Origin of the sequence: Marinobacterium ramblicola (assembly GCF_019084545.1) — a bacterium.
Lineage (GTDB): Bacteria > Pseudomonadota > Gammaproteobacteria > Pseudomonadales > Balneatricaceae > Marinobacterium_D > Marinobacterium_D ramblicola.
The window spans coordinates 1-13,051 of sequence record NZ_JAHREP010000009.1; the positions used below are offsets into that span (position 1 = coordinate 1).

Below are 13,051 nucleotides of genomic sequence, written 5' to 3' on the forward strand. Positions count from 1 at the left end.
AAAGTACCTGAAGACTATGAAAGAATGGCGGCATAAGATCGATTTTATCGGGCGTCTACTTTTATGGGGGAGCTTTCCAGTCTACAGCGGGCGGGCTGGAGGCGATTCGCCGCATTCGAAGTTATGACAACGGCGCGCGCATCCTTGTGGTGTCCGGCCTGGACACCAACCCCTATCCTCAGCGTGCCGTTCAAGCGGGCGTGCTCGGCTATGTCACCAAGCGCAACGCCTCTTCCGAGCTTAAACAGGCGGTCGAGCAGATTGCACGCGGCAAGAGTTATTACTCTAAATCTATCGCGCATCTTGTTGATACAAAAGAGGATCAATCCGAAGAAAATCAGCTGTCTCAACTGACAAGCCGGGAGTTGGAGATCTTCTCGATGATCGCCGAGGGGCATTCGGTCAACCATGTGGCAGAGGTGATGCATTTGAGTCCGAAAACGATTCACGCTCACCGCGCCAACCTGATGCGCAAGTTGGGCATCAGCTCCAACTCGGAGATCATTCATATCGCAATGCGTGCTGGAATCCTGCAGACCTGATCCTGGACGTGCTAACGTCTAACTACAGGGTATAAGTTGTATCGGGAGGGACAATGCCAAAAACTCCGGAGCCACCCCCGCAGGATCAACAGCTCAACGACTCGCTGGCCCTGTGGCACTTGATTCAACTTGGCGACCTGGTCCAGGTCGAGGCCAATCTGCTGTCGGATGAGGGCAGTCCTCAGTTGAGGTCAAACCGGTACTATGAGGTGATCGGCAAGTCCGATGGCAGTAACGGGCATTACAGCCTGTACGTTCAATCCGACTTGACCGATGAGGTGATCGAGGTGTTTGCAGGATTTGTGCTCGACTATCAGCAAGCCTCCACGCCACCCCATCACGCCTGACCCCGCTAGCGAGCAACTAGCGAAGGGGGCGAAAGTCTGCGCAACTGATCGATGCTACCGGGGCGGCCCAGCAGGAACCCCTGGATCTCATCGCAGTGGAGTTCGCGCAGGAACTGTAACTGCTCGGCACTCTCCACCCCTTCAGCCACGACTCTCAAGCGCAGGTTGTGGGACATGCTGATGATCGCTCTGACCAGATTTTCATCGTCCACATTTCCCGGTATGTCATGGATAAACGAGTGATCGATTTTGACGGTATTGACCGGGAGCTTTTTCAGATAGATCAATGACGAGTAGCCGGTGCCGAAGTCGTCTACCGCGAGACCCACGCCCAAGTCACGAATTTGCGTCAGAATGGGGATGAATTGATCGATATTCTCCATCACATAGGTTTCGGTGATCTCCAGCTCCAGCAGCCGGGCAGGGAGGTCATAACTGCTCAGGGCGTTACGGATATCCGCGAGCAGGTCGCGGTCCCGCAGCTGGCGCGGTGACAGGTTGACCGATATCAGAAGCTCATGGCCGTCCCGATACAGTGCTGCCGCCTCACGACACGCCTCATGCAACACGAATCGGCCGATATCGACGATCAAACCGCTCTCCTCGGCGATGGGAATGAACTCCCCAGGTGGCACCACGCCATGCTCCGGATGGTGCCAGCGGACCAGCGCTTCCGCTGCCAGTACCTGTTTGGCAGAGATATCGAAGCGTGGCTGGTACTGGAGGAAGAGTTGAGCACGAGCCAGTGCCTCCCGCAATCCCTCTTCCAGCAGATGGCGTCGTTGGTGGCGCGCATTGATGTCGGGGTCGAAGAAGTAGACCGCGTTTCGCCCGTTCATTTTGGCTTCGTACATGGCGAGATCGGCGTTGTTAAGCAATATCTCCGGGTCTTGTCCGCTCTCTATTCCCAGCGCGATACCGATACTTGCCGAGCTGAAACAGTGGGTGCTGTCCAGATCGTAGGGTTCGTGCAGCACATGCAAGATTCGTTTGGCGATCGTTTCGGCCTGAATGCGATCGCTGACGTCGGCAAGGATAACCGTAAACTCGTCGCCACCCAGTCGTGCCACCGTATCCTTGGCCTGGACACATGTGCGCAGCCGGTCGGCCACCTGGCGCAACAGCTGGTCACCCCGGGAATGACCGTGGGTGTCGTTGATCACCTTGAAGTTATCGAGGTCGATAAAAAGGACGGCAGTATGGCGTGGGGAGTGTGCCAACTGCTTGTCCAGACGGTGGTAGAACTGGCTGCGATTGGGCAGTCCGGTGAGTGAGTCGTAGAGCGCAAGCTGTTCCAGTTTGCGCTCAGCCTGTTTTATGTTGCTGATGTCGCTGAACAGCATAGCCGAGCGCTTTCTGCCCTCGGCATAGGGCAGGTGACTGATCGACACCAGAACGGGTAGCGGCACGCCATCGGCTCGGGTCAGCGTGCACTCTCCCTGCCAGGCGTCTTCACCGCGCAGCTGGTCACCGACTTGCGGATGGGAGAACATGAACCTGGCCAATACCGATCGACTGCCTTGTTCGTCCGCGCCGCACATGACGTGAAAAGCGCGGTTTGCCGTCAATATCTCTTGTTGCTCATCAAGGACAATGATCGCTTCCTTGGTGGCTGCAACGACCTGGTGTGCGAGGTCCAACGCCTCTTGTACCTTCTTCATGGCGGTTATGTCGGCCGCGATACAGCCGATCGACGTGATTGCGCCATAGTCATCGAATATCGGGAACTTGCTGACCAGGAAGGTTTTGGGTTCGGCGCCAGCGCCATAGACCGATTCGAACTGCATCGGCTGAGCGCAATCGATCACCCGCTGGTCGGTTTCCTGCGCACGTCTCAATACCTCGCCGCTTAGCACCTCCTCATCTCGCGCGCCAAGCACCTTGGCCACCGGAATGCCCAATGCATCCGCAAACTGTTTGCTGGCCAACCGGTAGCGTCGATCCAGGTCTTTTATAAAGATCACGTCGGGGGCGTTGTCCACTATGCTCGAGAGCAGCTTGTCGCGCTCCCGGATCCGCATAAGCATCCGTTCTACTGCGCTGCCCACGCGTGCAAACTCTCTAAACTGGGCACCGGAAAAGGGGCGGGGAATCCCGGTTTCGGGAACCTGCTCGGCATACTGTGCCAGGTGTGACAGAGAGTCTCGGGTCAGCTTGCGGATCGCCAGCATGGTCAAAATGCCCATTGCTGCGACCAGCATCAGGGCGTAGGAGAGGTGGGAGATATAGGCCGACTGAAGGTCACGGTAGGCGTTATTGGGTAACACGGAGCGTACGATGTAACTCTTGCTCTGGTCGAGCTGGAAGCCGTGTTCTCTGACTATGGTGTTGCCTCTCATATTCAAACCTTGGTCCAACGACGTATGGTTTTTATCGTCCATCTGTAGATCCGGGTCGTAAACCAGCCTGTCGAGGATGGTTGTGCCGTCTAGCAGAAAGATCGCCTCAGATCCGAACAGCTGCTGTAAGCGATTGATAATCCAAAAGCTGTTGTTGAGCATGACGAAACAATGCAAAACCCCCACCACTTCGCCATCGGTCTCGCTGGTAACAGGCAGGCTCAGGCGCAGAAGTGCGTATTCGGCGTCACCGATCCTCGTTTCCAGGCTGCTCCATACGCCCGGCGCGACATAGCGCTCGCTGAGCTGTTCGAGCGGAAGTGACAGGTTAAGCAGGCTGGCACTTGAGCCGACATAGGCTTGCCCGGCACGATCCACAGCCACCACGGCGTCGAGCTGTTGCCCACCATTGCTTGCCAGGAACTGGTCAATAGTGTGCGAGACCTGTTTGAAATCGCTTTGCTGCAGTGCGTTACGAAGGCTGGGTATCCTGCTTACCTCACCCACTATCTGCTCGATGTAGATGAATTGGGACTGCAGCAGGCTGTTTAGTACGCGCTGGTCGCGTTCATAACCCAGTCTGATCTCACGCTTCAGCGCGCGTTCGGAGCCCAGGTAAGCGGGTGCAATCAAAGTGATCGCAGCAGCGGCCAGAAGCAGCAACACGAGTGACAGTATTGAAGTGGAGAAACGCATGTTGAATCTCATGGCATCATTTCCTCAGTGCCGCTGAGGCGAGATGCGCGCCCTAGGAACGGTTCAATTTGCTTTGCAGGAGTCTCCGCCGGCAACAACTTGATCTCCCCGGCAACTGTCCGTGGCAGCCGTTCCAAGCACATATACGGGCGAATATAGTCTGGAGTTGCATAAGTGGTGGGGATATTCACTGCCGAGATAGCGGTAGCCCTGACCGGAAAACAACAGACACGACGAACAATCGGTGTAGAAGTCATAGCCGCCAACTCCCTTTAATCAGTGGTTCATCCCTATAACGAGGCTATTGCCTCGTAAGCATAGTGCAGATACGGGAATATCAACCGTTTCGCAATGGCTGGCATCGAGGCGATTCGTCGTCCGAGTGCTTATTACGACGAAGATCAGGAGGCTAGGTTACGAGAAGGGCGGGAGTTCGGGGGGGGCAAAGTTGGTGCGGGAGAAACCGCCGCCCGACGCTCAGAAAAGGTTAGCCTGAGTGCCGGGCGGGGGGAACGATGGGAGTTACGCCGATACCAACACCTGCTTGAAGAAGGCTGAGAGCCCGGCATAGTCATCCAGCGGCAGAACGTCGGCGACATACTGGTCGGGACGGACAATGACAATACAGCCCTTCTCCCTGTTGATACCGCGCATGTCATAGATGTTCTTGCCGCCGCCCGAGGATGCCGGACGGTTATCGGCGCAGAACACCTTCTCCTGGTCGCGCAGGCCGTATTTTCCCTTGCGGGGTGCCAGCACTTCGGGCACATCTGCGGTGTTCACCTGATGGTGGTGTTGCTGAAACACCGCGCGCAGATCGATTACGGAGTCCGCGTCGGCACCCTCTGGGGTGTACAGCTTCAGCGGTGAGTTGGCACTTTCAGCCAGGTAATCGCACAGGGCTTTAACATCGCAGTCGTCTGAGAACGGGGTTGTCTTGCCGGCAAACGCGTACACTCGGTACGCGCCGTTCGCGGTGTGACAATGGCCCAGCTGCATCGGCTTGGCATCGGCCAGGCGAACCACCGGAGCCGAGTGGAAGCGCTTGCCGAGGGTCAGGCCTGTCGCCAGATGCTGGTTATCACCCTTGCCGACCATGATCGACGGGCGATATTGGATCGACACGCCTGCGGTGTACTCACCGAACAGCTGGAAGTAGCGCTGGAACTCGGCGGGATCGACCCCGTCCGGATTTTCAGCCGACTTCGGTTTGGAGCTGAACATGCGGGAGAACTCACGATCGAAGTCGATCAGCGCCTGCCCGTATTCGCGGCGCTCCGCCGAGTAGGTCTGCAGAATCTCCTCGCTGGCAAGGCCGGTCAGCACGTGTGCCAGTTTCCAGCCCAGGTTCCAGGTATCCATCACCGAGGTGTTCAGGCCCTGGCCCGCTTTCGGGCTGTGGGTGTGGCAGGCGTCACCGGCGAGGAATACGCGGGCGGCACGGTCGGGGGTGGAGTCGTCGAACGCCGTGGTGATGCGCTGGCCGATCTCGTACACACTCCACCAGGCCACCTCCTTCACATCGATGGTGTAAGGCTGCAGGATACGATTGGCCGCGGCGACCAGAACCTCAGAGGTCATCTGGTCACGGGCGACACGCTCACCCTCTTTCAACTTGTCCAGCTCGATGTAGATGCGCACCATGTAGCCACCCTCACGCGGGATGATCAGCATGTTGCCTTCGTTGTTGGAGTGGATCAGCGATTTCAGGCGGATATCCGGAAAATCGGTGTTGAGCAGCACATCCATCACGCCCCAAGCCTGGTTCAGCGCATCGCCGACCAACTCCTTGCCGATAGAGGTGCGCACGCTTGAACGAGCTCCGTCGCAGCCAACCACATATTTGGCCTTTACGGTCTCGATCTCCTGAGTGTACTGGGAGAAGTTCACCATCCGCTCAAGCTTGACCGTCACTGGGTACTCAGTTGAGCCGTCTGGATCCACCTCCAGGCCCAGCAACTTGCGCTGGTAATGCGGCTCCAGCTTGATCGGCGACTGCCGCATCACTTTCAGGAATTCGTCATGTACGCGCGCCTGGTTGATGATCAAGTGGGGCATCTCGGACAGGTCGTCGGCCACATCCTGCACCTTGCTGCTGCGGGTAATCAGGTTCGGCTTGTCGGCGTCCGGCTTCCAGAACGCGGCTTCATTGACCTGGTAGGCTTCCTGGATGATCTGGTCGGCAAAGCCGTATGCCTGGAACATCTCCACGGTGCGGCAGGCGATACCGTCGGCCTGACCGACCAGCAGACGGTCATCCTTCTGGTCCACGATGGCAACGGATATGGTGCCGAACTGCGCAAGCTGTGCGGCGAGGTTAAGACCGGCCGGGCCGCAGCCGACGATCAATACATCCACCTCTTGGGGAAGAGGGCGCTTTACCGGCGGCGGAACAACAGCATCCTGCGGATCGCTGAAACGGGGGTCGCCAGGATGAAATCCGTTGAGGTGAAACTGCATGTTGGGATGCCTCTTCTTCTGTTGAGTTATTGTGTCGATCACTCTAGCCAAAATTTTCATATAGGTAATAATTGGTTTTTGTATCGAGACTAAAAGAATTTGCATATATGAATCCTAATCTGTTGAAGCAGTTGGCTATCGTCGTCAAACAGGGATCGTTAAGCCGCGCCTGCGAGCAGCTGTTTATCACTCAACCCACGCTGACGCGGTCGATTCAGCAGATCGAAACCAAGGTGGGCGCGCCGGTTTTGACGCGGACACGCTATGGCGTTGTACCTACCGAGATCGGCGCACGGCTGGCGCAGATTGGCGAGCGCATCCTGGCTGAGTCGGAGCATGGTGAGGAGGTGATCCGGCAGTGGCACAGCGGTTATCAGAGTGAGTTTACGATCGGTATCGACCCGCTCTGGGAGTTTGCGACCTTCCGCGAGATGACGGCGCATCTGTTGCGCGAGAAACGGCATGTCTTCCATCTGCGTACGGGGTCTGCCGCGCTGCAGATCCAGTTGCTGCAGGAGGGGAAGCTGGATTTCCTGTTGGCACCGGCCCACCTGAGCGTTTCCCAGAGTTCACTTGAGCGTGAACTGCTGTTTCGTGATCGGTCGGGGGTGTTTGTTGGAAAGAGATCTACTCTCTTTGGTTCAAAGCAGCCGGTATCACTGGATATCCTCGCGCAACAGAACTGGATGATCGCCGGCGCCAGCGCGGGGTTTCTGGATGGGCAGGGGGAGCTGGCAGGGCCGCAGGCGGCGCGGATGGCGTTTACCGGCAGTATTCGTTCCGTACTTCATCTGCTGGATACCACGGATATGCTGGTGCGTTTGCCGGCGCGCCTGACGCTGATGACCGGTGAGCTGGCGCGAGAGCAGTTAATCGACGTAGAGGGAAAACCGGGACCGCGCCGGGATATAGCGCTTTGGTCGCGTAGCGAAAACGGGGAACGCCCCGAGAACTTTGGCGTCAGGGAACTGGTCAGAGAGATCGTAAGCCGGCTTGACCGAGAGTCCGATACTTTTGGACTGGATCTATCGTCGAGCCATTGATAGACCCATGTAGGAGCGTCCGGTTATTGAATTGCAGCGAAGGCGTCCCTACAATCGGGGCAACTCCATGTTTTCCGGATGGCTATGACTCGGCTAACCCGCACATTGCAGGCCTTTTTTCTGGTGCTGCTCTTCAGCGTTCAATCGCTGTCGACCATGGGTGGTGCGCTCTCGGCCGACGACGCGACATGGAAGCACTGGCAATTTCACGCCGAGCACGGCACACACGCTCACGATCCATCCGTTACCGGTGCCCAGCTTGACGATCACAAGGGCTTCGAAAACCATCTTCATGCCGACATCAGCCATGCCGGTATCAGTGGGCTGGTGTTTGCATTGCCGCTAACGGACAGTGGCAAGATCCCATCGGTACCGCTTTTCCATACTCCTCCCAACCATGACGCCCCGCATCTGGCGATCGATACACCACCCCCCATAGCCTGAACCGCTTCGATACACGGAACATCTGCGGGTTTTTCCGCTGAGTTATTTATTGTTTTTAAGGGGATTTACATGAAATCAACTCTGGTAATGGGTGCTGTTCTTACGCTGTCTGCTTCTCTGGCTTCAGGTGTCGTCATGGCCCATGGTGGCGCATCCGGTATTGTCAAAGAGCGCATGGAATCGATGAAAGAGATGAAGAGATCGATGAAGTCGATGTCCGCCATTTTCAGCGGCAAGTCTGCTTATGATGCTGAGGTCGTCAAAAAGGCGGCACAGGTCATCGAAACCAAGTCGGGTGAAGCGATGACGAAGCTGTTTCCGGAAGGCAGCGTGCACGGTCCGAGCGAGGCGAAACCGGAGATCTGGCAGGAGTGGGATCGTTTCCAGTCGCTGGCGGAACAATTGAAACGCTACAGCCGCGCGCTGGAGAAAGCCGCCGATAACGGTATGGCGTCCGGTAACGCTCAGGGCTCGATGATGGGTAACAGCTCCATGATGGGCAGCGGCACGATGAGCAGCATGATGGGCGATCAGGGCCCGTCGGAAGAGCATCTTGCCGAGATGCCGGCCGATGCGGTGTTTCAGATGCTGACCGACACCTGCTCATCCTGTCATACCCGTTACCGCGTCGAGGAGTGATGCCATGCGACGATTGATGCTACGGCTCGCCGCGTTGGGGGGCGTGGTGGCGATCGGCTGGGGCGGTATCTCGATGACGGATACGAAACCGGCCTCGCCATCGCCCCTGGCCTCGTTGCAGGGCGATGTGGGGCGGGGGGCGTATCTTGCGCGCGCCTCCGGCTGTATCGCCTGCCACACCGATAGCGAATCGGGAGGCAGGCCGCTCGCCGGCGGTGCCCCGCTGGAGACCGCTTTCGGCACCTTTTATGCGCCCAATCTGACCACCGATACGACCCACGGCATCGGCTCCTGGTCGATAGAGGAGTTTGCCCGCGCCGTTCGGCAGGGCGAGTCGCCGGAGGGAGAACCCTATTATCCGGCGTTTCCTTATGGCTTCTATACCCGGTTCAGCGATCAGGATATCGCCGATCTCTGGGCAGCATTCCTTACCGTGCCCGCGGTTGAACAGCCCTCAAGGGAGCAGGAGTTGAGCTTCCCGTTCAATATCCGCACGGGGCTTCATCTCTGGAAGGGGCTCTATTTCGAGCCTCAGCGCTTCCAGCCGCTGGAGGATAAGAGCGACATGTACAACCGGGGTGCCTTCCTGGTAGAGGCGGCCGGCCATTGCGCAGCCTGTCACACGCCGCGTAACCTGCTGGGCGCGCTGGATGAGGAGGCGCAGTGGACCGGCGCTGACGGGCTTCCGGGTGGTGGCGCTTCGCCGGCGATAGCACCATCGGCACTCAAGCAGCGGGGGTGGACGGTGCAGGATCTGGCTTATGCCTTGCGATCCGGCATCACGCCGGATGGCGACGTGATGGGCGCGTCCATGGGCGAAGTGATCCAGCAGGGAACGTCCTTCCTCAGCGATGACGATCGTCAAGCGATCGCCACCTATCTACTCACCGAACGTTAAGGGGGCTGTTCAAAAACTGACGGTTGGGCCACACTGCAGACGATGAAAACGGTACTCTCCATCCTCACTATGTTGCTCCTGCTGATATCCCTATCAGCGGTAACCCCTGTTGCGCCTGATGGCGGGCTGGGTACGCGTGCGGATGTTGCCACGACCGGTAATCACCACTGCTGTGCGCAGCTGACGACTGAATGCACTCGCACATGCGGTGTTCAGTCATTGGCTGCAACACCCCAGCAACAGTCGGGTTGGCGGGTGCATATCGTTAACCCCAGTGGTTTCGATGTACCCGCTCTCCGTCCCGGTTTTACCTCGCTGCCAACTCGCCCCCCACGCGCCTGAGTTCCTTATTTTCTACACTTGAAAGGAAACACTGCCGACCGGAGTCGGTGGACGACATTGCGTGGAGAACAGTATGAACAAGCCATTGATACCTGCTCTGATCGGCGCCCTGATGGTGTCGCTATGGAGCCCCCCCAGTCAGGCACAAGAGGCGGACAACGCCGCCATAGAACAACTGATCGACCAGAAGCTCGATGAGTACGTCAACAGTGAAGCGTTCGATGAACGTGTAGAGCAGGCGATCATCCGGTTCATTGAAAAGCAGAATCAGGCACGGGCCGAGCAGGAGAGGAAGGAACGGGAGACGAGGGTGGAAAACCTCGCAGCTGTCGATCCGCAAAGCGACTACATTCGCGGTAAGCCGGATGCACCTTTTACCCTGATCGAATACTCCGACTATGAATGCCCCTACTGCAAGCGGTTCCACTTCACGGCGAAAGAGTTTGTCGAGAAGCATCCGGACGTAAACTGGGTCTACCGTCACTTCCCGCTCAACTTTCACAACCCCGGTGCACAGAAAGAGGCGGAAGCCGCCGAATGTGCCGGCGCCCTGGGCGGCAATGACGCCTTCTGGCGCTACTCGGACCTGATCTTTGAACGTACACGCTCCAACGGCAAGGGTTTCCCCATCGCCAACCTCGGGCCCTTGGCGGAAGAGATAGGGCTGGACCGACAGGCGTTCGATGCCTGTATGAACGAAGAGCGTTTCAAGGACAAGGTGCTTGCGCAAACACAGAACGGCATGGCATCTGGCGTGACCGGTACACCGGGCAACTTCTTGCTTCATAACGCCAGCGGTGAAGCGGTTCCCATAGGCGGTGCTCAACCCCTGATCCGTCTCGAAGGGATGCTGCAGAAGATGAAGGATGCGCTCAAATGAGGTTGAGCCGTCGCGATTTCATCTGGTTGACGGCGGCAGGTCTTGTGGCGGCACCGGCGCTGGCCAGCGCATCGATCACCCCAGACACCCGACGCTTGAAACTGGTACTGAGACCTGAACAGCGCCACTGGTTCGCCCCGCTGGGTGAGCCGGTAGGGCTATGGGGATTCGATGGTGATGAGTTGCGCCTGCGCCAGGGAGAAACGGTGGATATCGAGGTTGAAAACCGTCTGCCGAACCCGTCCAGCGTGCACTGGCACGGTCTGAGGATCGATAACGCCATGGATGGTGTCAGCGGGCTGACGCAGGATCCGATCCCCTCCGGAGGGCGTTTTATCTACCGCTTTACGCCTCAGGATGCCGGCACCTTCTGGGCTCACTCCCACCATCAGACTTATGAGCAACTGGCGCGTGGCTTGTATATGCCGCTGATCGTAGAGGAGAGCAAGCCGGTCGATGTGGACCGGGAGCTGACGCTGACCCTCGACGACTGGCGTCTCAACGAGTCACGGCAGCTCGATACCCGGAGCCTCGGTGATATGCATGACTGGGCGCACGGGGGGCGCGTGGGCAACCTGCTCACCGTGAATCGGCAGATCAAGCCCCAGCTCAGGGTCAGGGCGGGGGAGAGGATCAGGCTGCGTCTGCTCAACACCGCCAACGCCCGCATCATGCTGGTCAAGCTACCCGAGGTTCCGGCATGGATCTGGGCCAAGGATGGTCAGCCGCTGGTATCGCCGCGAGAGCTGAACGAGACGCTGATACTGGCCCCGGCCGAACGTTACGACCTGGTGCTCGATATCCCGGAACAGGCGACGGGTGTTCTGCCGGTTCAGCTGGAGAGCGATCAAGCGCCGGTCGATCTCGCGTATCTGCGCGTGGACGGCGGAGCCGATCGTCGATTCAGCGGCACACCATCCGCGCTTCCCGCTAATCCGTTGCCGCTGCTCGGTGATGCAGAACCGGTTCACCGCGTGCAGCTGGATATGACCGGTGGCGCCATGGGGTCGTTACGACAAGCGGTATACCGGGGGCAGACGTTCGGTGTCCGCGAACTGGTAAAAGAGAAGCAGATATGGGCGTTTAACGGTATCGCTAATATGCCGGAGCAGCCGCTGCTGGAGGCGCGAAGCGGCGAGTTGATCGAGATCGAGATGATCAACAACACCCGCTGGCCGCACAGCATGCACCTGCACGGGCACCATTTTCAGGCTGATCTGGCGCGATACGACAAGGAGCTCTGGCATGACACCCTGGTGATGGCGGCGGGTGAGCGGACCCATATCCGCTTCCGTGCGGACAAGCCGGGAAGCTGGCTACTACATTGCCATATGATCGAGCATCAGGCGGCAGGCATGGTCAGCTGGATCCGGGTTTTGGCGTGAGGTAATCGATATGACCGATACAACACAACTGACAGCGTGCCCCTTAGCAGGCCACCCTGGTCGACGGTTCACAGATGGAAGACTTAGGCCTCTTTTTGACCGGTCTGCTCGTAGTTAGAAAAGGTCACCGGAAACGGTTCCTGCCAACAAATTGGAGATTGCCATGATGTGGGGAGAGTGGGGTACGGAACACTGGGGCTGGATGCTGTTCGGCGGCATCCACATGATTCTGGTCTGGGCGCTGATCATTCTGCTGATTGCGGCGTTGATCAAGTGGCTGTCCGGTTCGAAAGAACCGCCAACGGGGCGCAAGGACGCGCTGGAAATTCTGAACGAACGCTACGCCCGGGGCGAGATCGATCGCGACACTTACCAGGAGATGAAGCGGGAGCTGCAGCGGGCCGATTGAGTCCCGCGTTGCTGCCAATCTTCCATGCTCCCGGCGCTACGGCTCAGCGCAGATTTGAACAGGGTGTCGGGAAACTGAACCCAGCATTACATTTCTGTAAGGTGAGCCAAAGCCGCTGGCGCAGATAGGGCAAAGGCATTAGATTAGCCTCACCTTTGAATGGACGTTTAGATCACTCGATGTCTGGTTACTATCCCAAGTCCGTTGCCTGCCTGCTGGTTATTGCCGTGCTGACTCTGTTGGTTGCGGGCACCGGCTTCAGGGCTTTCTCGACCAACCCGGGCGAGGGTGCGGACTTCGTCGTGCAAGCGGTTGTGACCCACGTTCATGCCGAACCGCTCCTGATCGACAGGGGCGGCGCCAGTGACTGCGCTACTTTTGATGACAAGGGTAGCCCCCACGATCAGGGAGCGGCGGGCTGTGACAAGACAAGTAACTGTTTCCTTGAACACTGTGGCGGCGGAGATGCTCCGGTCACGGTATCTCATCCAGATATTTCCAATGATCGCGAGTGGGAGTGGCCACGACTCACACCGCAACCGCTACTGATGCCCCATCCTCCGCTGGGGCAACCTCCAAAGATCTTCTGATCCAACGCCATCCCTAACCGGTAACCACCGGGATCCA

General features: G+C 58.1%; 12 protein-coding genes. 10 read left to right on the forward strand and 2 right to left on the reverse strand.

Annotated features, from left to right (window positions below):
- Positions 1–95 precede the first annotated feature (95 nt).
- Positions 96–542, forward strand: coding sequence for a LuxR C-terminal-related transcriptional regulator (locus tag KQ940_RS08335; RefSeq protein ID WP_246589905.1), 447 nt, complete (start codon positions 96–98; stop codon positions 540–542).
- Positions 543–595: 53 nt separating this feature from the next.
- Positions 596–889, forward strand: a complete 294-nt coding sequence (locus tag KQ940_RS08340) for a hypothetical protein (RefSeq protein ID WP_217412990.1) — start codon at positions 596–598, stop codon at positions 887–889.
- A gap of 5 nt (positions 890–894) precedes the next feature.
- Here KQ940_RS08340 and KQ940_RS08345 read toward each other — a convergent pair whose 3' ends face one another.
- Both KQ940_RS08345 and KQ940_RS08350 read right to left on the reverse strand, forming a co-directional pair.
- Positions 895–3,936: an EAL domain-containing protein gene (locus tag KQ940_RS08345; RefSeq protein WP_217412992.1), complete on the reverse strand. Its 3,042-nt coding sequence runs from the start codon at positions 3,934–3,936 to the stop codon at positions 895–897.
- A gap of 510 nt (positions 3,937–4,446) precedes the next feature.
- On the reverse strand, positions 4,447–6,384 hold the full coding sequence (locus tag KQ940_RS08350) for an FAD-dependent monooxygenase (protein ID WP_217412993.1): 1,938 nt from the start codon (positions 6,382–6,384) through the stop codon (positions 4,447–4,449).
- A gap of 107 nt (positions 6,385–6,491) precedes the next feature.
- Between KQ940_RS08350 and KQ940_RS08355 the strand changes: the two genes are divergently transcribed.
- The 8 genes from KQ940_RS08355 to KQ940_RS08390 all read left to right on the forward strand — a co-directional run bounded on the left by KQ940_RS08355 (position 6,492) and on the right by KQ940_RS08390 (position 13,014).
- Entirely contained in the window at positions 6,492–7,427 is a 936-nt protein-coding gene (locus KQ940_RS08355) for a LysR family transcriptional regulator (protein ID WP_217412994.1), read from the forward strand.
- Between the two features lie 84 nt (positions 7,428–7,511).
- Positions 7,512–7,871, forward strand: coding sequence for a hypothetical protein (locus KQ940_RS08360; protein WP_217412995.1), 360 nt, complete (start codon positions 7,512–7,514; stop codon positions 7,869–7,871).
- A 69-nt stretch (positions 7,872–7,940) separates the two neighbouring features.
- Positions 7,941–8,510, forward strand: a complete 570-nt coding sequence (locus tag KQ940_RS08365) for a c-type cytochrome (RefSeq protein WP_217412997.1) — start codon at positions 7,941–7,943, stop codon at positions 8,508–8,510.
- Between the two features lie 4 nt (positions 8,511–8,514).
- Positions 8,515–9,408 carry a c-type cytochrome gene (locus tag KQ940_RS08370; protein WP_217412998.1) on the forward strand — a complete coding sequence of 298 codons (894 nt, stop codon included), beginning with the start codon at positions 8,515–8,517 and terminating at the stop codon, positions 9,406–9,408.
- 415 nt (positions 9,409–9,823) lie between these two features.
- Positions 9,824–10,630 (forward strand): DsbA family protein, encoded by an 807-nt coding sequence (locus KQ940_RS08375; RefSeq protein ID WP_217412999.1) that lies wholly within the window; start codon positions 9,824–9,826, stop codon positions 10,628–10,630.
- Complete coding sequence (locus KQ940_RS08380) at positions 10,627–12,015, forward strand: multicopper oxidase family protein (RefSeq protein ID WP_217413000.1); 1,389 nt, start codon at positions 10,627–10,629, stop codon at positions 12,013–12,015. Before KQ940_RS08375 ends, KQ940_RS08380 begins: the two co-directional genes overlap by 4 nt.
- Before the next feature lie 163 nt (positions 12,016–12,178).
- Positions 12,179–12,424 carry an SHOCT domain-containing protein gene (locus tag KQ940_RS08385; RefSeq protein WP_217413001.1) on the forward strand — a complete coding sequence of 82 codons (246 nt, stop codon included), beginning with the start codon at positions 12,179–12,181 and terminating at the stop codon, positions 12,422–12,424.
- A 179-nt stretch (positions 12,425–12,603) separates the two neighbouring features.
- A complete protein-coding gene (locus tag KQ940_RS08390) occupies positions 12,604–13,014 on the forward strand; it encodes a hypothetical protein (RefSeq protein ID WP_217413002.1) in 411 nt (136 codons plus the stop codon).
- Positions 13,015–13,051 lie beyond the last annotated feature (37 nt).

What these genes read in the sequence shown, in the direction of transcription:
- KQ940_RS08340 (WP_217412990.1), top strand. Translation starts at nt 596, where the DNA reads ATGCCAAAAACTCCGGAGCCACCCCCGCAGGATCAACAGCTCAACGAC.
- KQ940_RS08345 (WP_217412992.1), bottom strand. Translation starts at nt 3,936, where the DNA reads ATGAGATTCAACATGCGTTTCTCCACTTCAATACTGTCACTCGTGTTG.
- KQ940_RS08350 (WP_217412993.1), bottom strand. Translation starts at nt 6,384, where the DNA reads ATGCAGTTTCACCTCAACGGATTTCATCCTGGCGACCCCCGTTTCAGC.
- KQ940_RS08355 (WP_217412994.1), top strand. Translation starts at nt 6,492, where the DNA reads ATGAATCCTAATCTGTTGAAGCAGTTGGCTATCGTCGTCAAACAGGGA.
- KQ940_RS08360 (WP_217412995.1), top strand. Translation starts at nt 7,512, where the DNA reads ATGACTCGGCTAACCCGCACATTGCAGGCCTTTTTTCTGGTGCTGCTC.
- KQ940_RS08365 (WP_217412997.1), top strand. Translation starts at nt 7,941, where the DNA reads ATGAAATCAACTCTGGTAATGGGTGCTGTTCTTACGCTGTCTGCTTCT.
- KQ940_RS08370 (WP_217412998.1), top strand. Translation starts at nt 8,515, where the DNA reads ATGCGACGATTGATGCTACGGCTCGCCGCGTTGGGGGGCGTGGTGGCG.
- KQ940_RS08375 (WP_217412999.1), top strand. Translation starts at nt 9,824, where the DNA reads ATGAACAAGCCATTGATACCTGCTCTGATCGGCGCCCTGATGGTGTCG.
- KQ940_RS08380 (WP_217413000.1), top strand. Translation starts at nt 10,627, where the DNA reads ATGAGGTTGAGCCGTCGCGATTTCATCTGGTTGACGGCGGCAGGTCTT.
- KQ940_RS08385 (WP_217413001.1), top strand. Translation starts at nt 12,179, where the DNA reads ATGATGTGGGGAGAGTGGGGTACGGAACACTGGGGCTGGATGCTGTTC.
- KQ940_RS08390 (WP_217413002.1), top strand. Translation starts at nt 12,604, where the DNA reads ATGTCTGGTTACTATCCCAAGTCCGTTGCCTGCCTGCTGGTTATTGCC.